This window comes from Thermoanaerobacter siderophilus SR4, from assembly GCF_000262445.1.
Classification (GTDB): Bacteria; Bacillota; Thermoanaerobacteria; order Thermoanaerobacterales; family Thermoanaerobacteraceae; genus Thermoanaerobacter; species Thermoanaerobacter ethanolicus.
In genome coordinates this window covers 1,015,976-1,039,050 of the sequence record NZ_CM001486.1, presented here as the reverse complement: position 1 = coordinate 1,039,050, position 23,075 = coordinate 1,015,976, and the positions used below count along the sequence as shown (strand labels likewise).

Genomic DNA, 23,075 nt, shown 5'->3' with positions numbered 1-23,075 from the left:
TAATGCCAAATGAGTTAAACTACAGAGTTGAAATTGTTAAGCTTTCTGAAGAAGATGGAGGTGGTTATTTGGCTATTGTACCAAGATTGCATGGTTGTATAAGTGATGGAGAAACCCCAGAAGACGCATTAAAAAATGTTCAGGATGCAATAAAATGTTGGATTAAAACAGCCAAAGAAAAGGGAAAGAAAATTCCTCCAGAAGAAGAGTATAGGGAAGAAAGCGAACATAGTGGTAAACTTCTTTTAAGAATTCCTAAGAGCATGCACAAAACACTTTCAGAAATGGCTGAAGAGGAAGGGGTAAGTTTAAATAATTTAATTCAAAATCTACTCTCATTTGCCATTGGTTATAAAAGAGCAAAAAAAGATATAAGCAGTGATTATAGACCAGCATTTAATGACATAATAATTGAGTCGTTAATAGGAAAATGGAAAAAGGTAGATAATGTAGAATTGGTAAATTAATAATGAAGGTGGTATCATGCCTAAAAAGAGAACAAATATTATTAAAAAGATAGAAAAAAGCAACATTAAACTTAATAGAATTATAGCTGAAAGTCTGCCATATACTATGATATCAGATGGAAAAGGCGTAAAATTAAAAGAAAAATTTGATTATGAAATTATAGGTATTAACAACAATGAAGCTGAAATCAAGTTGAGTGCAGAAATAGGATTTGATCCACAAAAGATATTTAATATTAAGATCGAATTGATTGGTACTTTTCATTTTAGTGAAGTAATTACAGAAGACAAAATTAAAGAAAATATTTCAGACCTTTTGAATTTTATGGCTAGTGAAATGAGCTTTATTGTTAGTTTTATTACTGATAAAATGTTTGGTAAGCCATATATTTTCCCTCCAATAGTCGAGTTGAAAGAATAAAAATGTTATAGACAAGTAGACAATAGACAAGGGGACGGTTCTTTTGTCTGCAGACAAAAGAACCGTCCGAAATTGGTGAAAAAGCCCTGTTTTTACGCCGCTATTGCGGTTAATTTTGCTTGCATAGTATTTGCAATAAGAGACAACCATATTCCTCATTCCTTTAAATATGTATATAAAAGTGCAGGTATTTCACGTAAAAAACCATAAGCTTCATCACTTAACATATATCTTTTTATAAAAACTCCTGAAAAACTCGCATTTATATCAATACGCTTTGCTATTACACTTGCCCTTTTTAAATGAAATTTATTTGAAATAATTATTGCTGTTTTTAATGAATTTTTATCCATAATTTCCTTGGAAAAAAGTAAATTCTCATATGTAGAAAAAGATTTATCATCAGTTAAAATAATCTTTTCAGGTATGCCATTTTTTAAAAGATATTCTTTCCCTGCCTCAGCTTCCGAAATATTCTCTCCAGGACCTTTCCCTCCAGATACTATTATATACTTACCATACCCTTCTTTATAAAGTCTCAAAGCCTCATCAAGCCTTTCTTTGAAAAAAGGACTTGGCGTCTTTCCATATACTGCACAGCCTAAAACTATTATCACATCAGATTTTTTTGGTTTTTCATAAAGTGCAAAAGAAATTATCTGATATTCTAATGTTATTACCACTGTAACAAAAATTACTATTAAAATCCCTATAAACCTCAATAATAATTTCATTAAACTTTCCTCCAGAAAATTATTATAATAAAACCCTTTATATCATTATACAACATATATCCTATTACTAAAACAATTCTTCACAATACACTTATAAATAACCAGTTTTTGATAAAATAAAATTATGAACTTTTTACTTAGTCACGCGTTTAATTTGTAGAAGGGTGGGCAGGTGATGGAAGAGAAAGAACTAATATATAAAGCAAAAAATGGTAATAAATATGCTCTAAATGAGTTACTCTCCCAAAACTATAATACTTTATTAGGATATTGCATTAAAATGACAGGTAATCCGATGCTTGCCCAGGATATAGTACAGGAAACAATGCTCAAAGCTATTTTAAATATTAAAAATTTTACTCCTGAAGTCAAGTTCTCAACATGGCTTTTAAAAATCGCAACTAATACATTTAAAGATTATTTAAGAAAACACAAAAATATTGAACTTGTAGAAGAAATATTTTCAAATACTGAAGAAGATGTAGAAGAGACCGCTATGACAAATATTCAATACAGCGAACTAATGAATATTTTAATGAAACTGCCTTATGAGAAAAGAGCAGTATTCATTTTAAAACACTATTATGGATATAAATACCAAGAAATTGCGAAAATAATGGACTGCCCTGTTGGCACAGTACGGTCACGTTTACACAATGCTATAAAAGAAATAATGTCAGAAATGGGAAGAAGGGGTATATTGTGAAAAGAGAATGTAAAAAAATACAAGACAAAATAATTGATATTCACTACAATGAACTTAGTGACAATACAGAAGTAATTTCACATATTGAAAATTGCAGTGACTGTTATACATTCAAAAAAAATTTAAAACTAACATTAAATTACATGGATACCTTAGATGTTAAAATTGATATGTCAGACTTGCAAGTAAATATCGCAGAAATTATAGAAAAGGCAGAGCAAATAAGAAATAAACGAAAAGATAGACTTGAATTGCTTATTTTTATAACCACATCAATAATTTTCTTAATATCATCAGTATTATTTATGGCAAATTTGGATGTTAGGTTGCTCCTATACACGCAAATTTTCCTTTATTTCAATCTGCCATTAATCTTAATACCCTTTTACAAATTAAAGACTTCAAGGAGATGATAAAATGTCCAAAAACACATTAATTTTAATAATTGTAATACCCCTATTATTTCTTCAAGCTTTATGGATTTTTATGGATGCAAAAAAACGTGGTGAAAAATACTACTGGGCATGGGGGATTTTTGGACTCCTAAATATACCTACCTCTTTAATCATATACCTTTTTGTAACAAGGTATGGATATCTTAAATGCCCTAATTGTGGGAAAACAGTAAGAAATGATTACAAATTCTGTCCTTATTGTGGTATTTCTTTAAAGAAAACATGTCCAAAATGTGGAGCTGAAATAAAAGATGATTGGAAATACTGTCCTGAATGTTCAACAAAATTAAAATAATCTGAGGAGGTCTAAATTAATGATTGATAAATTAAGCAATCCTGAATTAATAAAACTACTTCTTCCTTTAGCTATAATCCAGTTAGGACTTACTGTATTTTCAATTTACAGACTTTCAAAAGACAAAGTTAAATATCTTCCAAAATGGGCATGGTTTTTAATTATAATCTTTGGAGAAATATTAGGTTGCTTGATATTTTTAACTATAGGCAGGGAGAGAGAATAACATGATAAAAGCTTTTAATCTAACAAAAAAATACGGTAAATATGAAGTTTTAAAAGGGATAAGTTTTGAAGTTGAAAAAGGAAATATTTACGGCTTATTAGGGCGAAATGGTGCTGGCAAAACTACCACAATGAATATTTTAACAGGGCTTATTGATTATGATGAGGGAGAAATATATATCAATGGTAAAATGTTAAATAGAAATAATAGGAAACTAATTAACGAAATAGGATACCTTCCTGAAAATCCTACTTTTTATAACTACATGACTGGTAGCGAATACCTGTATTTTATAAGTAAAATAAGAGGTATTCCTCATCAAAAAGTTAGAACAGAAGTGGAAGAACTCCTTAATACAGTTAAATTAAAAGAAGCCGCCAACAAAAAAATACAAGGTTATTCAAGAGGAATGAAGCAAAAATTAGGACTGGCGGTGGCTCTTTTAGATAACCCTGAAATAATTTTTTTAGATGAACCTACATCTGCCTTAGATCCAGAAAGCAGATATGATATACTTAATCAAATCTTGGAAATGAAGAAAAATGGAAAAACCATATTCTTATCTACCCATATATTAAGTGATGCTGAGAGAGTTTGCGACTATGTTGGCATACTTGATAAAGGTAAAATTATCTTTTCAGGAAGATTAAAAGAATTAAAGCAAAAATATATTCAGCCTGTGTATGATATTGTCTTTGAAAATTTACCTACCAATGCTGAAGAAAAACTTAATAATGTAAAATGGATTGATGATATTAAAATAGAGAATGATATTATAAGTATTTACGTAAATGACATTGAAGCAGCAAAAAAGAATATCCTCAATGAAATATCAAAACTTAGTATACCTGTTATATCACTGCAAAGAAGAGAAAATACTCTAGAGGACATATTTATAAGGATGGTGAAGCAAAATGAACACCTTTAAAGCATATCTGAAAAAGGAAATAATAGAATCGTGGAGGCATTACAAATATCTAATACTTCTAATTGGCATTGTTCTATTTGCTATACTTGATCCTATAATCCTTAAATTGCTTCCAGAAATGCTTAAAAATGAGATAAATGGTGATTTAGCTTCTTTAATACAAATTGATATGAAATCTGCAGTACAAAATTATATAAAGGATTTAAATCAAATATCATTACTGATAGTGCTTTTAACACTCATGGGAACCCTAAGTGAAGAAGTGTCTTCACAAAAATTAGTATTCCCTTATTCTAAAGGTGCTAACCTTTCAGCTATTGTTATATCAAAAATACTTCATTATTCCGTTACTTTGTCAATTTTCATAATAACTGGATTTGCTATTAGTTACTATTACGCAACAACACTTTTCCATAACAACGTCATAGCTTTCAATAAAATATTAATATCATCTATCTTAATGTCAATTTATTATATTTTCATAATAACATTGCTTATATTTTTGAGTAGCATTTTGAAAAAAGGTATAATAGCTGCATTATTAGTATTAATACTTCATATAGTCTCATCAATATTAGTAAATATTGATAAAATAGCTAAATTTATTCCCTACAACTTAATTTCACTTGCGAATTCCTTTAGTACAGAAAATATTTTAACTACAATTATATCGGCAATGCTATATTGCATAATATTGTCCATATTTACAATGAAAATAATGAACAAAATTGAAATAATATAACTTTTTCCCGAACAAGGAGACGGTTTTTTTGTTTCATATTGAAATAAGACAAAAGAACCGTCCCCTTGTCTTTTATAAAGAGAGGTTATATTTAATCCTCTCTTTTTTATTTTTTCTGTGGTATAATGTACTAAAGATTTTGTGTGCTAAAGGGAAGTATAAAATGCATAAAAAGGAGATTGCGAATATTTTAAACGATATAGGGTTATTGCTGGAGCTTAAAGGGGAAAATCCTTTTAAGTCGAGAGCTTATTATAATGCTGCGAGGACAATAGAATTATTAGATGAAGATATAGAAATCCTTGTTAAAGAGGATAGATTAAAAGACATAAAAGGGATAGGGGAGGCAATTAATAAAAAGATTACGGAGCTAGTTTTAACAGGTAAAATGAAATATTATGAGGATTTAAAAGCCTCTATTCCTGAAGGGCTTGTTGAAATGCTTAAAATTCCCGGTCTTGGTCCCAAAAAGATAAAGACTATATACGAAAAATTAAATATTACCACAATTAGAGAGTTGGAATATGCTTGTATAGAAAATAGATTGATAGATCTTGCGGGTTTTTGGGAAAAAACTCAAAAGAAAATTTTGGAAGGGATACAGTTTGTAAAGCAATTCAGCGGTCAGCATTTATATCCAGAAGCTTACACAGAAGCGCTTAAATTAAAGGAATATTTAGATATGACTAAAACTGCATTAGTGACGAAAATTGCAGGTAGTTTACGAAGGAAAAAAGAGATAGTAAAAGATATTGATATTTTGGCTGCGGCATCAGATTCCTCAAAAGTTATGGAAGCCTTTGTAAATTATCCAGGGGTAAAGGAAGTTATAGCAAAAGGAGATACAAAAACCAGTGTCATTTTAAAGTCAGGTATAAATGCAGATTTAAGAGTTGTAACGGAAAAAGAATTCCCTTATGCACTTCACCACTTTACAGGCAGCAAAGAGCACAATACTGCAATGAGGCATAGGGCGAAGCAAATGGGTATCAAAATGAACGAATACGGTAGGCAAAAGATGTAATAAACACTTATGAAGTTCATGAAATCTACAAATTATTCCAATTGAAGTGAGATGAATAAATCAATGGGTAGTAAAGGAATAATGAGTTAGCCTAAAGGCGGCTTTTTGCTTTTGAAAGATGCAAAATAGAAGGTAGTTTTTATTAATAGATGCAAGCAACAAAATTTTAAAAACGATTGCTGAACAGGAAATAAATGAGCAGGCAAAACGATAAATTCATAAATAAAAGAGACGATAGCTGGATGTATGTCCTTCCACAGCACCGACTTGCTATCGTCTCTTTAGTTTACCGAAAGATGTTTACCGCCATTTTTTGTTTTGTAAGTATTCATGGATGGAGCGAGCTGCTTTTTTTCCGGCACCCATGGCCAAAATTACAGTAGCTGAACCCGTTACAATATCGCCTCCAGCCCATACCCCTTCTCTGGAAGTTCTTCCCTCTTCATCGACAGCGATATAACCGTGTTTTGTAAGTTCTAAGCCTTCAGTGGTCTTTGTGAGGAGGGGATTAGGGCCAGTACCTATGGCGATTACTACCGTATCAACATCCATAATAAATTCAGAACCCGTTATAGGAACTGGACGACGACGACCCGAAGCGTCAGGTTCTCCAAGTTCCATGCGGATACACTCAATACCTTTGACCCAACCATTTTCGTTACCTATTATTCTCACTGGATTTGTGAGGAAATCAAATATAATACTTTCCTCTTTAGCGTTCTCGAATTCTTCTTTTCTTGCGGGCATTTCTTCTTCAGAACGGCGATACACAATATGAACTTCGTCAGCTCCCATTCTTAGAGCAGACCTGGCTGCATCCATAGCTACATTGCCACCCCCTATTACTGCTACTTTTTTGCCTACCTTTATGGGGGTGTCAGTGTTGGGAAAAGAATAGGCTTTCATCAGGTTTATTCTGGTTAGAAACTCGTTGGCTGAATACACGCCAAGGTAGTTTTCACCAGGGATGCCCATAAATTTCGGGAGGCCAGCTCCGGTGCTGATAAAGACAGCCTCATACCCCATTTCAAAAAGGTCGTCTATCGTCAGAACTTTGCCCATAACCATGTTGGTTTTAATTTCTACGCCCAGCTGTTGTATAAACTTTACTTCTTGTTCCACTATAATTTTCGGTAGCCTGAATTCAGGAATACCGTATACCAGTACGCCGCCGGGTTTGTGAAGAGCTTCAAAGATCGTTACATCATAGCCGAGTTTAGCCAAATCTCCTGCACAGGTGAGACCGGCGGGCCCGGAACCGATGATGGCCACTTTTTTACCAAGCTTTTTAGGAATTACCGGGGGACGGATACCTTTTGTTCTCTCCCAGTCTGCTGCAAACCGTTCTAGGCGACCTATGGCCACAGGTTCACCTACTTTGCCCAAAACACAGTTTTTCTCGCATTGTGCTTCTTGTGGACAGACTCTGCCACATATGGCGGGCAAGCTGTTGGTTTCTTTTATAATCTTTATAGCTCCTTCAAAATCTCTTTCTGCAATACGTTTTATAAACTGGGGAATTTGTACCTGAACGGGGCACCCTTCAACACATCCTGGTTTTTTACACTGAAGGCACCTCTGGGCTTCACTAACTGCCTCTTCTTCCGAATAGCCCAAAGCTACTTCGTTAAAATTACGCCTGCGGACTTCAGGCTTTTGGGTAGGCATGGGTGTTTTCTTTTTGCTTCTATTTAACGGCATCTTTATCAGCTCCTTCTATTTTGTTGATTAATTTGCATTCATGAGCTTCATTAAATCTTTCGAGGGAAATTTTTTCTTCCTCCTTATAAGTGGCCAATCTTTTTATTAGTTCATCGAAATCTACTTTATGGCCGTCGAAAGCCGGACCATCAACGCAAGCAAATTTGATTTCTCCGTCTACGGTGACACGACACCCACCGCACATGCCTGTGCCGTCTACCATTATGGGATTAAGGCTCACCATAGTGGGTATGCCATAAGGCTTGGTAATTTCGCTTCCTATTTTCATCAAAATCGGGGGACCTATGATAATAATCTCATCAAATTTTTCACCTTGTTCTAAAAGCTCTTTAAGTACTACTGTGACAAACCCATGGCGGCCTTTTGAGCCATCGTCGGTGCACACGTACATCCTGTCACTTACAGCTTTTATCTCTTCTTCTAAGATTAGCAATTCAGCTGTCCTAGCACCTATAATAGAAACTACTTCTACCCCCTGCTGATGAAGCATTTTGAGTTTAGGATAAAGTGGAGCAATACCAAGGCCTCCGCCTATTCCTAAAACTTTTTTGTGATTAGGAAACTCCACTGGAACTCCTAATGGGCCAACAAAGTCCTCTATATAGTCTCCCGCTTCCAAAGTCCCCAGCTCACGGGTGGTTTTACCTACCTCTTGGAATACTATTGTAACAGTGCCATTCTGGGCATCGTAGTCCGCAATAGTAAGGGGAATCCGCTCTCCTCCTTCTTTTATCCTTAGTATAACGAATTGGCCTGGCCTTGCTTTTTTAGCCACTAGTGGTGCCTCTATTACAAACAACTTGATGGAAGGTGCCAATTCTCTTTTTTCTAAAATTTTGAACATGATAATCCTCCTCTTCTATTAAGATTTCAGCAATATTTTATCACTTTCGAAGATATTATTAGTATTAATGACAATAAAAATGTTACGAAAATAACTATTTATTGTTATTTTTTAACAAAAGGCCGATGTGTCACAAAAAAAAACCGTTGTATTTAGCTTTATCAACATAAAAATGGGGGTTTAAGTCCCCATTTTTATGTTAATATCACAACAGGTTTGATTAGGTCTTTTGGTTTATCTTTCATCAGCATTAGAGCTTTTTCAATATTATCAAATCCTTGAAAAACATGAGTGACGAGTTTGGAAGGATCGACACGCTTATAAAAAACAAGGTCAATCAGTCTTTCCATTCTTAGACGTCCACCAGGGCATAAACCGCCTTTTATAGCTTTATGAGCCATGCCGCAACCCCATTCAAGACGAGGAACAGGCAGAACATCTCCTTCGCCAAAATAATTTACATTAGCGATGGTGCCGCCTGGTTTAACAATCTTAACTGCTGTAGCCATAATGTCAGCATTTCCTCCAGCGATGATGGCAGCATCAACACCTTTGCCTTCCGTTAAATCCATAATCTGGCTTTCGATAGGACCATTTTTATAGTTTACAATATCAGTAGCTCCATAGTATTTTGCAGCATCTACACAAACAGGTCTACTGCCTACTGCAATAATTCTTCCAGCACCCCGCAATTTGGCACCAGCGACTGCCATAAGACCTACTGGACCAATACCCAAAACCGCTACCGTTGCACCTAATTCTATTTCTGCCAGTTCGGCTCCGTGAAAGCCAGTAGTCATCATATCGGGAATCATAACTGCAGCTTCCAATGGAATTTCCTTAGGCAGATGTGCTAAATTCATATCAGCATCGTTCACATGAAAAAATTCACCAAAAACACCATCTTTTATATTCGAAAATTTCCAGCCTGCCAGCATTCCACCAGAGTGTTGGTGATATCCTCTTTGTACTTCAGAGGTTCGCCAATCAGGGGTAATAGCTGGTACAACAACGCGATCACCAGGTTTAAAATCTTTTACCTCACTACCTACTTCAACTACTTCACCTACAGCTTCGTGACCGAGTATCATGTTATGTCTTTCGCCAATAGCACCTTCAAAAACGGTATGAACGTCCGAAGTGCAAGGGGCCACAGCTAGAGGTCTTACGATAGCGTCAAAAGGGCCGGGAGTAGGCTTTTCTTTTTCAATCCAACCGACTTTACCGATACTGAGCATTGCAAAACCTTTCATTATTAAGACACCTCCTGAAATACTGGGAAAGTTATTAATGTGAATACTAGCTAACCCGTTAATTATTAATAATTTATTTTATAATTGTATACAGTATACAATTTATAATATAACACATCGTTAGGAATTTGTCAATCATTATTTTTTATTTTTGCGAAATAATTTAACGAAATTTTTTATGAAAAACTCTTGAAAAAATTTTTTATGGTGGTATAATGTAAAATAAAAGTTGTATAATTATAAATTAAATATTGTATTTATGCATTAAAAAATATTTTTTTAACACTTTATGCATAAATATAAATCAAAGCGTATATATATTAATAAATGACAGGGGATGTAAAAGAGGGAGGCACTTTAAATGGTGAGAGTAGGAATATTTGGGGCAACGGGTTATACAGGAGTCGAACTTATAAGAATTCTCTCAAAGCATGAAAAAGTAGAGATAAAATATCTTTCTTCTCAAAGTTATAATACCAAAGCAATTTCGGATGTTTATTCATCCCTCATTGGTTTTTGCGACAAAGAGTTGGAAGAGTTAAGCCTAGAAAAGGCAATGTCAGAATGCGATGTCATATTTACGGCTTTGCCTTCAGGTCATGCTTCAAAAATCGCCAGAGAAGCTGTAAAAAAAGGAGTAAAGGTGATTGACTTAGGAGCTGACTTTAGATTTGACGATTACTCTGTCTATAAAGAATGGTATGGTGGAGATTATGAAAATTATGAAGGTATTAAAAGGGTATATGGTCTTCCGGAAGTTTACAGAGATACTATAAAAGAGGCTCAAGTTGTAGGAAATCCTGGATGTTATCCTACAAGCGTTATATTAGGGCTTATGCCTCTTTTGAAAAATGGCATAATAGAGGGGAATGTAATTGTTGATTCAAAGTCAGGCGTATCAGGGGCAGGTCACAATCCCTCCCATAACAATATGTATGCAGAATGCAATGAAAACATAAAAGCGTATAATGTTGCAAAGCATAGACATATCCCAGAGATGGAGCAAGAGCTTTCAAAAGTTTTTGGTGAAAAAGTGTCTGTTGTGTTTACTCCCCACCTTACGCCAATGACAAGAGGAATTTTAAGTACTATGTACTGCAAACTAAAAAAAGATATGGATGTAAACACTGTTTATAATATTTACACCGATTTTTATAAAAATGAGTATTTTGTAAAAGTGTTACAACCTGGCGATTACCCTGCAACAAAAAATGTTTATGGGTCGAATTTTTGTCACATAGGGTTTGAAGTTGATAAACATACTAATACTTTAATAGTGATGTCTGCAATTGATAATCTCGTTAAAGGGGCGTCAGGCCAGGCAGTGCAAAATATGAATATTATGTTTGGAATAGATGAAAATACTGGACTTGATATAGTTCCAATATATCCGTAGATAAAAACACAAACAAAAAAAGGGATTTGGAGGATTTGATAATGGAAGAGTTGGAGATTTTAGGAGGAAGTATTGAACTGCCGAAAGGCTTTTTGGCTTCGGGTATCTTTGCAGGAATTAAAAAAAGCAAAAAAGATGTCGCACTCATATATTCAGAAAAAGTGGCAAATGCAGCGGCTGTATTTACAACGAATAAGGTTAAAGCAGCGCCAGTCCTTCTTGATATGAAAAGAATAGAAAAAGGTATAGCACAGGCGATCATTATAAACAGTGGCAATGCCAATGCCTGCACAGGAGAAAAAGGTTTTGAGGATGCTGTTAACATGGCCAAAAAAGTGTCACAACTTCTTAAAATAGATGAAGAAAATGTGCTGGTATGTTCTACAGGGGTTATTGGTGCACCTCTTCCTATGGAAAAAGTTTTAAAAGGGATTGAGGCTGCGGCAGAAAATCTTTCAACAGAGGGTGGGTACCAAGCGGCTGAAGCTATAATGACAACAGATACTTTTTTAAAAGGTGTGACAGCCAAGTTTGTAATAGAAGGTAAAATTGTTACAATGACAGGGTTTGCAAAAGGGTCAGGTATGATACATCCAAATATGGCGACAATGCTTTCTTTTATACTTACAGATGCGAGTATAACTAAAGTTGCATTAAACAAAGCTTTTAAAGAAACTGTAGACAAAACTTATAACATGATTTCTGTTGATGGAGATATGAGCACAAATGATACAGCGGTAATACTTGCAAATGGGGAAGCGCAAAACAAAATAATAGAAGAAGGGACTCATGAGTTTGATGTGTTTTATAAAGCCTTAGAGTATGTGAATAAAACTCTTGCAAAACTTATTGTGAAGGATGGGGAAGGAGCAACTAAGTTCATGGAAGTAAATGTAATAAATGCAAAAACTGAAAAAGATGCAAGATTAGCTGCAAAGTCTATCGTAAACTCAAATCTTGTAAAGACAGCTATATTCGGTGAAGATGCCAACTGGGGAAGGATTCTCGCGGCAGTGGGATATTCAGGAGCAGATTTTGACGCAAGTAGAGTTGACATATATTTAAAAAGCATGAAAGGAGAAATTAAAGTTTGTGAAAACGGAGGTTACATCTTTTTTGATGAGGCTTTAGCCAAAGAAATTTTAAAAGAAAAAGAGATTACTGTAACCGTAGATATGAAGGCCGGGGAATATAGTGCGACTTCTTGGGGGTGCGACTTAAGCTATGACTATGTAAAAATTAACGGGAGTTATAGAACATGATTAGAAAGCAAAAATATGGTGACGAAATCGCAAAAGCCCATGTTTTAATAGAAGCACTCCCTTATATTAAAAAGTTCTCCGGCAAGACAGTTGTAATAAAATACGGTGGAAGTGCAATGTTAGACTGCAATTTAAAAAGAATGGTAATGCAGGACATTGTATTGATGAAATTTGTAGGATTAAACCCCGTAGTTGTACATGGCGGTGGACCAGAAATAAATAAGATGCTAGAAAAGTTAGGGATAGAGTCAAAATTTGCAAATGGACTGCGGGTTACTGACGAAGCCACTATGGAAATTGTTGAAATGGTGCTGACAGGTCGTATCAACAAAGAAATTGTATCCTTGATCAATGAACTAGGGGGCCAGGCGATTGGCGTAAGCGGGAAAGATGGGAGACTTTTAAAGGCGGAAAAAGATACCTCAAACGGCGACATAGGATACGTAGGAAAAATTGTAGATGTAAACATAGATGTAATAACGATGATGCTGGAAAAAGGCTATATACCTGTTATTGCACCGACATCTTTCGGAGATGACGGCAAAACATACAATGTAAATGCGGATACTGCAGCAGGAAAAATCGCAGAAGCATTAAAGGCTGAAAAACTAATTTTACTTACAGATGTCGAAGGAATTCTATCAAATATAAATGATAAAAGTAGCCTAATATCCCGAATGGACTTAGAGCATGCAAAAGAATTTATGAATTCGGGACGCATAAACGGTGGAATGATACCAAAACTTGAATGTTGCATAAAAGCTGTTGAAAATGGCGTGAAAAGAGCTCACATCATTGACGGAAGGCTTACACATTCATTGCTTCTTGAAATTTTTACTGATGAAGGAATAGGTACTATGATAGGAAAGGAATGTTTTGACGATGATAACCTCTGAGGATAAGAAATATCTAATGAATACTTACAGCAGATACCCTATTACCCTGGTAGAGGGAAAAGGGACAAAAGTGTGGGATGACAAAGGGAATGTTTATCTCGATTTTGTTGCAGGCATTGCAGTAAATTCACTGGGGCATTGTCATCCGGCATTAGTTGATGCTATAAAGAACCAATCCGAAAAACTTATACACTGTTCTAATCTTTATTGGAATGAGAATCAGATACAACTTGCAAAGACAATCGCGGAAAACTCCTTTGGGGACAAGGTATTTTTTGTAAATAGTGGTGCAGAAGCAAATGAAGGCGCAATAAAACTTGCCAGAAAATATGCCTCATTAAAATACGGTAGTAAAAGGTACAAAGTTATATCTGCCCAAAATTCTTTTCATGGAAGAACTTTTGGGGCACTTACTGCGACAGGTCAAGAGAAATATCACAAAGGTTTTGGCCCACTTCTTTCTGGTTTTAAATATGTACCTTTTAATGATATTGACGCTCTTTATGAAGCAATTGATGATGAAGTATGTGCAATTATGCTGGAAGTAGTGCAAGGTGAAGGCGGTATCCATGAAGCTACACCGGAGTATATAAAGGCAGCAAGAGAAATATGTGATGAAAATGACATTCTCTTTATAATAGACGAAGTTCAGACAGGTATAGGAAGGACGGGAAAACTTTTTGGATATGAACATTACGGCATAACTCCTGACATTATGACTTTGGCAAAGGGATTGGGAGGAGGATTCCCAATAGGAGCAATTGTCGCAAAAGAGGATAAAGCTGTTTTTCAACCGGGAGACCATGCTTCCACATTTGGCGGAAGTCCCCTAGCTTGTGCTGCAGGAATTGCGGTTATGAATGAGATAACAAAAACCGGATTTTTAGAGAGTATTGTTAAAAAAGGAGAGTACTTTAAAGAAAAGCTTAAAAATTTGAAAGAAAAGCACAGTGTTATTAAAGAAATAAGAGGAAAAGGACTTATGATAGGTTGTGAGATGAATCTAGAGGAAGCTGGAGATATTGTGACAAAAGCAATGGAAAAAGGCTTACTCATAAATTGTATCAGCCACAATGTCTTGAGGTTTGTTCCTCCTCTTACTGTGACAGAAGAGGAAATAGATACGGCGATAATAATACTGGAGGATGTATTTTGTGAAATGGGGTTTTAGTATGAAAGGTTATTTAAAGCTTGAGGATGGAAGCATATTTGAAGGTGAGTTAATAAGCAAAAACAAAAAAGGATATGGAGAGGTTGTTTTTACCACAGGTATGACAGGCTATCAAGAAGCCATAACAGATCCATCTTATGCAGGTCAAATAGTTGTCATGACATATCCTTTAATAGGAAATTACGGCATTAACAAATACGACTTTCAATCAGAAAAGCCTTATATAAGAGGATTTGTGGTACGGGAATATTGCGATAAGCCTAGTAATTTTCAAAGTGAGGAGTCGCTTTTAAGCTATCTTGATAAGCACAACATACCAGTATTATCGGGAATTGATACAAGGGCTTTGACAAAAAAGCTTAGAGAAAATGGAACTATGAGAGGAATTATAACTTGTAACCCTGACGACGACATAGAATTTGACCAAACAAATCTTTTAGAAGAAGTTTCTACAAAAAGGTCATATCGTATAGCGGGTATTGGCCCAAAACTTGCTTTTATTGACCTTGGCACAAAAAAAAGTATTTTAAAGATGCTAAATTCTGTTGGGTTTGATATTTATGTGTTTCCTTATAATACAAGTTATGATGATGTTATGCAAATAAATCCCGATGCAATATTTCTTTCAAATGGACCAGGAGACCCTAAAGATGCAGTTTATGCAATAGAACTTACTAAACAATTTATAGGTATAAAACCTGTGCTTGGAATATGCTTAGGGCATCAAATAATAGCCCTTGCTCTTGGATGTAATACAGTAAAGATGAAATTTGGCCACAGAGGTGCAAATCAACCTGTTAAGGATTTACTAACAAATAAAGACTATATAACTTCTCAAAACCACGGATACGCTGTTGAAGAGGAGTCAATAGATAAAGACAAGATAACTGTAACCCATATAAACTTAAACGATGGAACAGTAGAAGGCATTATGCATAAGTTTCTGCCAGTTTTTTCTGTGCAGTATCATCCTGAGGCATGTCCTGGGCCCCGTGATTCAACAGATATTTTTGATAAATTCATGGATATAGTCATGGTTTACAAAAGGAGGTCTTATTTTGCCGAAGTATAAGGATATTAGTAAGGTTCTGGTAATAGGCTCAGGCCCTATTATAATAGGGCAAGCAGCGGAGTTTGATTATTCAGGAACCCAAGCCTGTAAATCCTTAAAAGAAGAAGGGGTACAAGTCGTTCTGGTAAACAACAATCCAGCTACCATAATGACTGATACTGATATAGCAGATATTGTTTATATTGAAAATCCTACTGTTTCTGTAGTTGAAAAAATAATAGCAAAAGAAAAACCCGATGGAATTCTTGCTACCTTAGGAGGACAGACAGGGCTTAATCTTGCTGTCAAACTTAAAGAAGATGGAATTTTAGATAAATATAATGTAAAACTTTTAGGAACTTCTTTTGAGTCAATAAAAACTGCAGAAGATAGAGAACTTTTTAAAAGAAAAATGCAGGAAATAGGAGAGCCAGTTGCTGAAAGTATCACAGTCACAAATGTAGAGGATGCACTTAAATTTGCTAAAAATTACGGTTATCCTTTGATAATAAGGCCTGCATATACACTCGGAGGTACAGGCGGTGGTATAGCCCACAATGACGAAGAACTTATATCGATTGTGGATTTAGGTCTTAAAAAAAGCATGGTTGGAGAAGTGCTTGTTGAAAAATCTCTGTACGGATGGAAAGAAATAGAGTTTGAGGTAATGAGAGATGCCGCTGATAATTGTATTACGATTTGCAGCATGGAAAATTTTGATCCAGTAGGAGTTCATACAGGAGATAGTATAGTTGTAGCGCCAGTGCAGACTTTGTCAGATTACGAATATCAAATGTTAAGAAGTGCAAGCATTAAAATAATCAAGGCTTTAAAAATTGAGGGAGGATGTAATATCCAATTTGCTTTAGATCCCCAAAGCCACAAATACTATGTTATAGAAGTAAACCCAAGGGTTAGTCGTTCAAGCGCACTGGCATCAAAAGCGACAGGTTATCCTATTGCAAAGGTTGCTGCAAAAATTGCAATAGGGCTTAGACTTGATGAAATAAAAAATCCTGTAACAGGTAAAACAACTGCATTTTTTGAACCTGCACTGGATTATGTTGTGACAAAAATACCGAGATGGCCTTTTGACAAATTTTATACTACTGATAGAAAAATAGGTACACAGATGAAGGCGACAGGAGAAGTAATGGCAATAGAAAGGTCTTTTGAAGCCTCCCTCTTGAAGGCCGTAAGGTCATTAGAGATAAAAGCTTACGGCCTTCGATTAAACAATATAAAAGGCATGAAAACAGAAGAAATACTAAAAGGCATATCAGTTCCTAATGACATGAGGCTATTTTATATAGCAGAAGCTCTTCGCCGCGATATAGACATTGATTATATTAATGACGTTACAAAAATAGACAAATGGTTTTTAAATAAGCTTTTAAATATTATAAATATGGAAAGGGAAATAGAGAAAAATGAGTTAAGGGAAGAGATTCTTAAAAAAGCAAAGAGAATGGGATTTTCAGACAGAGAAATTGCAACAATAAAGGGAATTAAAGAAGAAGATGTGAGAGCATTAAGAAAAGAATATAGCATATATCCTTCCTATAAAATGGTAGATACCTGTGCAGCGGAATTTGAATCAGTTACACAATATATATATTCAACTTATGGCGAAGAAGACGAAGTTGAGACCCATGACATACCAAAAGTAATTGTAATAGGCTCTGGTCCTATAAGAATTGGTCAGGGAATTGAGTTTGATTACTGTTCTGTTAAAGCCTTGTGGGCTTTAAGAGATGCTGGAATTAAATCTATCATAATAAACAACAATCCTGAAACTGTCAGCACAGACTTTGACACGGGAGACAGGTTGTACTTTGAGCCTATTACATTGGAGGATGTTTTAAACATATATGAAAAAGAAAAACCACTTGGTGTAATGGTAATGTTTGGCGGCCAGACAGCGATAAATCTTACAGAAGAGTTAGTCAAAAACGGAGTGAAAATATTAGGCACATCGCATGAAAGCATTGACATAAGTGAAGACAGGGAAAAATTCTCAAAACTTTTAAAAGAGCTAAACATCAATCAACCTAAAGGCGAATATGCATTAACAGTAGGAGATGCAAAAGATATAGCCTTAAAACTTGGTTTTCCACTTCTTGTAAGGCCATCCTATGTTATAGGCGGTCAGTCCATGGAAAAAGTTAACACACTTCAAGAGATAATCGACTATGTTTCAAATGCAACCCAAGTATCTCCAGGCAAACCTGTTTTAATAGATAAATATATAGATGGAAGAGAAGTAGAAGTTGATGCAGTTTCAGATGGTGAGTGTGTATTAATACCCGGAATAATGGAGCACATAGAAAGAGCTGGAGTGCATTCAGGAGATAGTTTCTCAATATATCCTGCAAGAAATTTGTCTGAACGGGAGATAAACACTATTATCGAATACACAGAGAAGATTTCAAAAGCTTTAAATGTAAAAGGACTTATAAATATTCAATTTGCTGTAAAAGAAGGCACTGTATACGTGTTAGAAGTAAATCCCAGAGCTTCACGTACTGTACCTATTATGAGCAAAGCAACGGGTATACCTATGGTAAAACTCGCAGTAGAAGTGGCCTTAGGCAAAAAGCTAAAAGAGTTAGGTTATAAAGGCGGTTTATGGCCGCAGACCCCATATACGGTTGTAAAAGCTCCTGTATTTTCCATGGAAAAATTGACAGATGTTGAAGTTTCATTAAGTCCTGAAATGAAATCAACAGGAGAAATAATGGGTATAGATTTAACTTATGAAGGAGCACTTTACAAAGCTTTAGAAGGAGCAGACCTTAAAATACCTAAAAAAGGGAAAATACTTCTTTCAATAGCGGAAAGAGATTTTCAAGAAGCGGTATCTTTAGTAGAAAAATTGCAGGGCTTAGGGTATGAAATATATGCCACATACAGGACGGGGAAGTATTTGAGTTTGATTGGTATTCATGTAAATATTATGTCTCTTGATCATGCAATAAAATTGCTGAAGGATGGATATTTTGACGCTGTAGTAAATACACCGACAAAAGGCAAAAAACCTGATAATACGGGATTTAAGTTAAGAAGAACAGCAGTAGAATACAGAATTCCTCTTTTTACATCTATAGATACTATAAAAGCGGCATTAAATGCTGTGTCAAAGGTAAATGTTAACGGCTTGTCCATTTTATCTGTAAATGAATATCAAGAAATACAAAAGGATAATGTCAAAAATTTGGTTTTGTAAGGAGTGTTTAAAAATGTTAAAAGGCGAAAAAGTGGTACTTGCTTATTCAGGAGGACTTGACACATCAGTAATTATACCATGGCTTAAAGAAAACTATGAATGTGAGATAATAGCGGCTTGCATTGATGTAGGACAGGGAGAAGAAGTTAAATATATAAAAGATAAAGCTTTGGCAAGTGGTGCCAGCAAAGTATATATTGAAGACGTAAAAGAAGAATTTGTCAAAGATTATATATTTCCTACTTTAAAGGCTGGTGCTGTTTACGAAGGGAAATACCTTTTAGGCACTTCTATGGCGAGGCCTTTAATTGCCAAAAAACTTGTGGAAATTGCCCACAAAGAGGGTGCAAAGGCAATAGCTCATGGTGCGACAGGCAAAGGCAATGACCAGGTGAGGTTTGAGGTATCAATACATGCTCTTGACCCTTCAATAAAAATCATAGCCCCGTGGAGGATATGGGATTTAAAATCAAGGGAAGATGAAATAGACTATGCGAAAAAGAAAGGGATTCCAATCCCTGTTACTAAAGAAAAAATATACAGTGTCGATAATAACTTGTGGCATATAAGCCATGAAGGTGGCGACCTTGAAGACCCCTGGAATGAGCCTAAAAGCGACCTTTACGATATAATCACCCCACCTGACAAAGCCCCAGATAAGCCGGAATATGTAGTTATAGAATTTGAAAAGGGCATACCTGTGAAAGTAAACGGCAAAGCTTTAGAACCTGTCAAATTAATAGAAGAATTAAACGTAATTGCAGGAAGAAACGGTGTGGGGATAGCCGACATTGTTGAAAATAGGCTTGTAGGGATGAAATCTCGCGGTGTTTATGAAACTCCTGCAGGGACACTGCTTCACGCTGCTCACAAAGAACTTGAATATCTTGTGCTTGATAAGGAAACAATGAGGTTTAAGGATTTGGTTTCACAAAAATATGCAGACCTTGTTTACAACGGTTTGTGGTTTTCACCACTTAAAGCTGCGCTAGACGCTTTTGTGGAGGAAACGCAAAAAAATGTGACAGGTGTTGTAAGGTTAAAACTTTATAAAGGAAATGTCATAAACGCAGGAGTAAAATCTCCTTATTCTCTTTACAATGAAGAATTTGTGACTTTTGGCAAAGATGAGGTTTATAATCAAAAAGATGCAGAAGGATTCATAAATCTCTTTGGACTTTCTTTAAAAATTAAGGCGTTGATGGAAATGGAGAGGAAGGATATGGATGAAGCTGTGGGGAGGTAGGTTTAAAAGCGAGACGGACAAACTAATGGAGGAGTTTAATTCCTCCATTTCTTTTGATATTAGGCTTTTAAAGCATGACATATTAGGCTCAATTGCCCATGCAAAAGGACTTTATAAAGCTGGAGTGCTGACAGAAGATGAGCTCAATTTAATAGAAAAAGGGTTAAAGGAAATTCTTGATGAAACCAATGTAGGAGAGATACCAAATGATGAAGATGTTCATTCTTATGTTGAAAGGCTTTTAACTGAGAAAATAGGCGATACAGGGCGTAAACTTCACACAGGAAGAAGTCGAAACGACCAGGTTGCGACAGATGAAAGGCTTTATTTGAGAGAAGAGATAGACAAAATAAAAGAGGATTTAATAAAACTTATAGATACATTAAAAGAAATGGCTGAAACTTATAAAAAGGCGATTATGCCGGGATATACGCATCTGCAAAGGGCACAGCCTGTGACTTTTGGCCATCATCTTCTTGCCTATGTTGAAATGTTTAAAAGAGATTTATCAAGGCTTGAGGATATGGTGAAAAGAGTCAATGTAATGCCTTTAGGCTCTGGTGCACTTGCGGGTACCACCTTTGATATCGATAGAAAATACGTGGCATCTCTTTTAGGATTCGATGATATAACTTTAAACAGCATGGATGGTGTAAGCGATAGAGACTTTGTAATAGAATTTTTAAGCTTTGCCTCTATAACAATGATGCATTTAAGTAGGTTCTCAGAAGAATTAATTTTGTGGTCCACCAAAGAATTTGATTTTATTGAGATGGACGACAGATTTTCAACAGGAAGCAGTATGATGCCACAAAAGAAAAACCCCGATGCAGCAGAATTAATAAGGGGCAAAACCGGCAGGGTTTACGGCGATTTGATTACAATACTTACTGTGATGAAAGGACTTCCTCTTGCATATAACAAAGACATGCAGGAGGATAAAGAGGCTTTGTTTGATGGAATAGACACTTTAAAAATGTCTTTAAGAGTTTTTACAGAAATGATAAAGACAATTAAAGTAAAGACTGAGAAGATGGAAAAAGCTGCAAAATATGGTTACATGAATGCTACAGATTTTGCAGACTATCTTGTACAAAAAGGTATTCCTTTTAGGACCGCCCATGAAATTGCAGGCAAAGTTGTCTTATATGCGATAGAACGAAACTTACCAATTGAAGAGTTATCACTTGAAGAACTTAAAAAATTCAGCGATGTAATAGAAAAAGATGTATATGGGGCGATAGATCTTAAAAATATATTGAAGAAAAGAAAAACTATAGGTGCACCAAAGATATAAAAACTTAGACCTCCCCAAACAAAGGGGACAGTTCAGAACCCAAACAAAAGGAATCATCCCTTTTGTTTGGGTTTGGGGTCATATCAGTGAAATAAATTGTTCTATTTCTTCTTTTATGACATCGAGAGATTTTCTCCAGAAGTCGATAGAATGTATGTCAAATCCCACGATTTTTCCTAATTCGTAAAGATTTTTCTTGCCTGTTTGGGATAAAAGTTCTTTGTACTCCTCTACGAATTTTTCTCCTTCTTGATTGTACTTGCAAATTAGGCCTTTTACAAATAGTTCACCAAAAGCGTAAGGGAAATTGTAATAGTTTAAGTCAGCATCGTAATAGTGGGGTTTATTTATCCACATGTAAGGGTGCATATAATTTTGGTCAAGTCCATCTCCATAAGTTTTTTTCTGAGCATCTATCATCATTTGTTTTAGTTCTTCCACAGATAAGGAATGGTCTTTTCGCCTTTTTAGGAGTTCATCTTCAAATAAAAATCTTGAGTAAATATCGACTATGGTTTGAGTGGAGCGCTGGAGAGAATTTTCTATAATTGACAGTTTTTCTTCTTTAGTTGCCGTTTTTAATGCGGAGTTTACTATTATGTGCTCATTAAAGATAGAGGCAGTTTCAGCTATGGGCATAGGGTACCTTGAGTTGATTAATGTTTCATCTGCCAGTAGATGGCCGTGGTATCCATGTCCTAATTCGTGGGCTAATGTCAAAACATTAGAAAAACTTCCATCAAAGTTTGCGAGAATTCTGCTTTCTTTTATTGGATGCAGGTTAAAGCAAAAGGCTCCTCCTCTCTTGCCTTCTCTAGGTTCTGCATCAATCCAATTATTTCTAAAAGCGTTATCTGCAAATTCTGCCAGGTCTTCACTGAAAGACTTGAAGTTTTCTACAATGAATTCTCTAGCCTCTTCAAAGGTAAGTTTTTTGTCCAGTTTTCCTACAGGGGCAAAGAGATCATAGAAAGGAAGTCCTTCTTTGTGACCTAAAAGCTTTGCTTTTTCTTTTAAATACTTTCTAAATACTGGTAAATATTCTTCTATGGCTTTTAACATTGCATCAAGGGTTTCAAAATCCATACGAGAGCGCTGTAACGTCATTTCGAGGGGAGAAGAGTATTTTCTCAATTCTGTTACAGTGAGGACTTCACCTTTTATTCCGTTTAGACAGGCGGCTGAGGCTTCTTCTATCTTTTTGTAGGAATTTAACTCTGCAAAGTAGGCAGTCTTCCTTATGTAAGGGTCCTTGTCATAAGCCATGTTTCTGACAACTGAAAGAGGCAGTTTTTTTTCTTCTCCATTTATGTTTATATCTACAAGTAGTGTGGAGGTTAAAAACTCATGTAACTTTGCCCATGCTTCTGAACCCGTGTTTTTCATTTTTGCCAGTATTATTTCTTCTTTTTCTGATAGGAGGTGTTCGGCTTCCTTTATTGTTTCTTTTACGTAAAACTCATGAGATTTAAGGTATGAAGAGGATTCTATTATTTCATCTACGTTTTTGAGGTTTAAAAGCCACCTTTTGAATTTTGTTTCAGGCTCTGCCAGCATTGTTGTAACATTTTCAAGGGTTTCAACTGCTTTGAGGGCTTTTTCATTTTTAACATCTACACTTAAAGAGAGCAAAGAAAAGCCCCTCACTTTTACTAAAAGGTCTCCCAGTTCATTTTTAAACTTTATGTAGTACTCAAGCTTTTCTTTTGCATT

21 protein-coding genes and 1 pseudogene are annotated in these 23,075 nt (G+C 35.3%); 17 read left to right on the top strand and 5 right to left on the bottom strand.

Annotated elements, in window-relative coordinates; all coding sequences use genetic code 11:
• Positions 1-2: 2 nt before the first annotated feature.
• Positions 3-467 carry a type II toxin-antitoxin system HicB family antitoxin gene (locus tag THESIDRAFT1_RS05100; protein WP_003869676.1) on the top strand — a complete coding sequence of 155 codons (465 nt, stop codon included), beginning with the start codon at positions 3-5 and terminating at the stop codon, positions 465-467.
• A 16-nt stretch (positions 468-483) separates the two neighbouring features.
• Positions 484-888, top strand: coding sequence for a hypothetical protein (locus THESIDRAFT1_RS05095; protein ID WP_003869677.1), 405 nt, complete (start codon positions 484-486; stop codon positions 886-888).
• A gap of 155 nt (positions 889-1,043) precedes the next feature.
• On the opposite strand, the gene THESIDRAFT1_RS05090 is transcribed toward THESIDRAFT1_RS05095, so the two are convergent.
• Positions 1,044-1,622, bottom strand: a complete 579-nt coding sequence (locus tag THESIDRAFT1_RS05090) for a YdcF family protein (protein WP_003869678.1) — start codon at positions 1,620-1,622, stop codon at positions 1,044-1,046.
• 175 nt (positions 1,623-1,797) lie between these two features.
• Here THESIDRAFT1_RS05090 and sigY point away from each other — a divergent pair, with 175 nt between their 5' ends.
• The 7 genes and pseudogenes from sigY to THESIDRAFT1_RS05055 all read left to right on the top strand — a co-directional run.
• Positions 1,798-2,328: an RNA polymerase sigma factor SigY gene (sigY, locus tag THESIDRAFT1_RS05085; RefSeq protein WP_003869679.1), complete on the top strand. Its 531-nt coding sequence runs from the start codon at positions 1,798-1,800 to the stop codon at positions 2,326-2,328.
• On the top strand, positions 2,325-2,741 hold the full coding sequence (locus THESIDRAFT1_RS05080) for a zf-HC2 domain-containing protein (RefSeq protein ID WP_006569735.1): 417 nt from the start codon (positions 2,325-2,327) through the stop codon (positions 2,739-2,741). Before sigY ends, THESIDRAFT1_RS05080 begins: the two co-directional genes overlap by 4 nt.
• A gap of 4 nt (positions 2,742-2,745) precedes the next feature.
• A complete protein-coding gene (locus THESIDRAFT1_RS05075) occupies positions 2,746-3,078 on the top strand; it encodes a zinc ribbon domain-containing protein (protein WP_006569734.1) in 333 nt (110 codons plus the stop codon).
• A 19-nt stretch (positions 3,079-3,097) separates the two neighbouring features.
• The gene (locus tag THESIDRAFT1_RS05070) at positions 3,098-3,304 is read left to right on the top strand and encodes a PLDc N-terminal domain-containing protein (protein ID WP_003868125.1); all 207 of its coding nucleotides are present in this window, start codon (positions 3,098-3,100) and stop codon (positions 3,302-3,304) included.
• 1 nt (position 3,305) lies between these two features.
• Positions 3,306-4,232 carry an ABC transporter ATP-binding protein gene (locus THESIDRAFT1_RS05065; RefSeq protein WP_003869681.1) on the top strand — a complete coding sequence of 309 codons (927 nt, stop codon included), beginning with the start codon at positions 3,306-3,308 and terminating at the stop codon, positions 4,230-4,232.
• On the top strand, positions 4,219-4,974 hold the full coding sequence (locus tag THESIDRAFT1_RS05060) for an ABC transporter permease (RefSeq protein ID WP_006569733.1): 756 nt from the start codon (positions 4,219-4,221) through the stop codon (positions 4,972-4,974). The genes THESIDRAFT1_RS05065 and THESIDRAFT1_RS05060 overlap by 14 nt, the downstream gene beginning before the upstream one ends.
• Before the next feature lie 163 nt (positions 4,975-5,137).
• Positions 5,138-5,983: pseudogene (locus tag THESIDRAFT1_RS05055) on the top strand (helix-hairpin-helix domain-containing protein); the annotation flags it as partial.
• Positions 5,984-6,298: 315 nt separating this feature from the next.
• On the opposite strand, the gene gltA reads toward THESIDRAFT1_RS05055, so the two are convergent.
• The 3 genes from gltA to THESIDRAFT1_RS05040 form a co-directional block, all read right to left on the bottom strand.
• Entirely contained in the window at positions 6,299-7,699 is a 1,401-nt protein-coding gene (gene gltA / locus THESIDRAFT1_RS05050) for an NADPH-dependent glutamate synthase (RefSeq protein ID WP_003869684.1), read from the bottom strand.
• Positions 7,686-8,564 carry a sulfide/dihydroorotate dehydrogenase-like FAD/NAD-binding protein gene (locus THESIDRAFT1_RS05045; protein ID WP_006569731.1) on the bottom strand — a complete coding sequence of 293 codons (879 nt, stop codon included), beginning with the start codon at positions 8,562-8,564 and terminating at the stop codon, positions 7,686-7,688. Before THESIDRAFT1_RS05045 ends, gltA begins: the two co-directional genes overlap by 14 nt.
• 194 nt (positions 8,565-8,758) lie before the next feature.
• On the bottom strand, positions 8,759-9,817 hold the full coding sequence (locus THESIDRAFT1_RS05040; RefSeq protein ID WP_003869686.1) for an NADP-dependent isopropanol dehydrogenase: 1,059 nt from the start codon (positions 9,815-9,817) through the stop codon (positions 8,759-8,761).
• Positions 9,818-10,178: 361 nt separating this feature from the next.
• Here THESIDRAFT1_RS05040 and argC point away from each other — a divergent pair, with 361 nt between their 5' ends.
• The 8 genes from argC to argH are packed head-to-tail and all read left to right on the top strand — an operon-like array spanning position 10,179 to position 21,362.
• Positions 10,179-11,213, top strand: coding sequence for an N-acetyl-gamma-glutamyl-phosphate reductase (gene argC, locus THESIDRAFT1_RS05035; protein WP_003869687.1), 1,035 nt, complete (start codon positions 10,179-10,181; stop codon positions 11,211-11,213).
• Positions 11,214-11,254: 41 nt separating this feature from the next.
• The gene (argJ, locus tag THESIDRAFT1_RS05030) at positions 11,255-12,475 is read left to right on the top strand and encodes a bifunctional glutamate N-acetyltransferase/amino-acid acetyltransferase ArgJ (RefSeq protein ID WP_006569730.1); all 1,221 of its coding nucleotides are present in this window, start codon (positions 11,255-11,257) and stop codon (positions 12,473-12,475) included.
• Entirely contained in the window at positions 12,472-13,371 is a 900-nt protein-coding gene (gene argB, locus THESIDRAFT1_RS05025) for an acetylglutamate kinase (protein WP_006569729.1), read from the top strand. The genes argJ and argB overlap by 4 nt, the downstream gene beginning before the upstream one ends.
• Positions 13,358-14,542 (top strand): acetylornithine transaminase, encoded by a 1,185-nt coding sequence (locus THESIDRAFT1_RS05020; RefSeq protein WP_006569728.1) that lies wholly within the window; start codon positions 13,358-13,360, stop codon positions 14,540-14,542. Before argB ends, THESIDRAFT1_RS05020 begins: the two co-directional genes overlap by 14 nt.
• A gap of 1 nt (position 14,543) precedes the next feature.
• Entirely contained in the window at positions 14,544-15,614 is a 1,071-nt protein-coding gene (gene carA, locus THESIDRAFT1_RS05015; protein WP_039929494.1) for a glutamine-hydrolyzing carbamoyl-phosphate synthase small subunit, read from the top strand.
• Positions 15,601-18,819: a carbamoyl-phosphate synthase (glutamine-hydrolyzing) large subunit gene (gene carB / locus THESIDRAFT1_RS05010; protein ID WP_006569727.1), complete on the top strand. Its 3,219-nt coding sequence runs from the start codon at positions 15,601-15,603 to the stop codon at positions 18,817-18,819. Before carA ends, carB begins: the two co-directional genes overlap by 14 nt.
• A 13-nt stretch (positions 18,820-18,832) precedes the next feature.
• Complete coding sequence (locus THESIDRAFT1_RS05005) at positions 18,833-20,065, top strand: argininosuccinate synthase (protein WP_006569726.1); 1,233 nt, start codon at positions 18,833-18,835, stop codon at positions 20,063-20,065.
• Positions 20,046-21,362 carry an argininosuccinate lyase gene (gene argH, locus THESIDRAFT1_RS05000; RefSeq protein ID WP_006569725.1) on the top strand — a complete coding sequence of 439 codons (1,317 nt, stop codon included), beginning with the start codon at positions 20,046-20,048 and terminating at the stop codon, positions 21,360-21,362. The genes THESIDRAFT1_RS05005 and argH overlap by 20 nt, the downstream gene beginning before the upstream one ends.
• A gap of 78 nt (positions 21,363-21,440) precedes the next feature.
• Here argH and THESIDRAFT1_RS04995 read toward each other — a convergent pair whose 3' ends face one another.
• Positions 21,441-23,048, bottom strand: coding sequence for a M3 family oligoendopeptidase (locus tag THESIDRAFT1_RS04995; protein ID WP_244262795.1), 1,608 nt, complete (start codon positions 23,046-23,048; stop codon positions 21,441-21,443).
• Positions 23,049-23,075 lie beyond the last annotated feature (27 nt).

What these genes read in the sequence shown, in the direction of transcription:
- THESIDRAFT1_RS05100 (WP_003869676.1), top strand. Translation starts at nt 3, where the DNA reads ATGCCAAATGAGTTAAACTACAGAGTTGAAATTGTTAAGCTTTCTGAA.
- THESIDRAFT1_RS05095 (WP_003869677.1), top strand. Translation starts at nt 484, where the DNA reads ATGCCTAAAAAGAGAACAAATATTATTAAAAAGATAGAAAAAAGCAAC.
- THESIDRAFT1_RS05090 (WP_003869678.1), bottom strand. Translation starts at nt 1,622, where the DNA reads ATGAAATTATTATTGAGGTTTATAGGGATTTTAATAGTAATTTTTGTT.
- sigY (WP_003869679.1), top strand. Translation starts at nt 1,798, where the DNA reads ATGGAAGAGAAAGAACTAATATATAAAGCAAAAAATGGTAATAAATAT.
- THESIDRAFT1_RS05075 (WP_006569734.1), top strand. Translation starts at nt 2,746, where the DNA reads ATGTCCAAAAACACATTAATTTTAATAATTGTAATACCCCTATTATTT.
- THESIDRAFT1_RS05070 (WP_003868125.1), top strand. Translation starts at nt 3,098, where the DNA reads ATGATTGATAAATTAAGCAATCCTGAATTAATAAAACTACTTCTTCCT.
- THESIDRAFT1_RS05065 (WP_003869681.1), top strand. Translation starts at nt 3,306, where the DNA reads ATGATAAAAGCTTTTAATCTAACAAAAAAATACGGTAAATATGAAGTT.
- THESIDRAFT1_RS05060 (WP_006569733.1), top strand. Translation starts at nt 4,219, where the DNA reads ATGAACACCTTTAAAGCATATCTGAAAAAGGAAATAATAGAATCGTGG.
- gltA (WP_003869684.1), bottom strand. Translation starts at nt 7,699, where the DNA reads ATGCCGTTAAATAGAAGCAAAAAGAAAACACCCATGCCTACCCAAAAG.
- THESIDRAFT1_RS05045 (WP_006569731.1), bottom strand. Translation starts at nt 8,564, where the DNA reads ATGTTCAAAATTTTAGAAAAAAGAGAATTGGCACCTTCCATCAAGTTG.
- THESIDRAFT1_RS05040 (WP_003869686.1), bottom strand. Translation starts at nt 9,817, where the DNA reads ATGAAAGGTTTTGCAATGCTCAGTATCGGTAAAGTCGGTTGGATTGAA.
- argC (WP_003869687.1), top strand. Translation starts at nt 10,179, where the DNA reads ATGGTGAGAGTAGGAATATTTGGGGCAACGGGTTATACAGGAGTCGAA.
- argJ (WP_006569730.1), top strand. Translation starts at nt 11,255, where the DNA reads ATGGAAGAGTTGGAGATTTTAGGAGGAAGTATTGAACTGCCGAAAGGC.
- argB (WP_006569729.1), top strand. Translation starts at nt 12,472, where the DNA reads ATGATTAGAAAGCAAAAATATGGTGACGAAATCGCAAAAGCCCATGTT.
- THESIDRAFT1_RS05020 (WP_006569728.1), top strand. Translation starts at nt 13,358, where the DNA reads ATGATAACCTCTGAGGATAAGAAATATCTAATGAATACTTACAGCAGA.
- carA (WP_039929494.1), top strand. Translation starts at nt 14,544, where the DNA reads ATGAAAGGTTATTTAAAGCTTGAGGATGGAAGCATATTTGAAGGTGAG.
- THESIDRAFT1_RS05005 (WP_006569726.1), top strand. Translation starts at nt 18,833, where the DNA reads ATGTTAAAAGGCGAAAAAGTGGTACTTGCTTATTCAGGAGGACTTGAC.
- argH (WP_006569725.1), top strand. Translation starts at nt 20,046, where the DNA reads ATGAAGCTGTGGGGAGGTAGGTTTAAAAGCGAGACGGACAAACTAATG.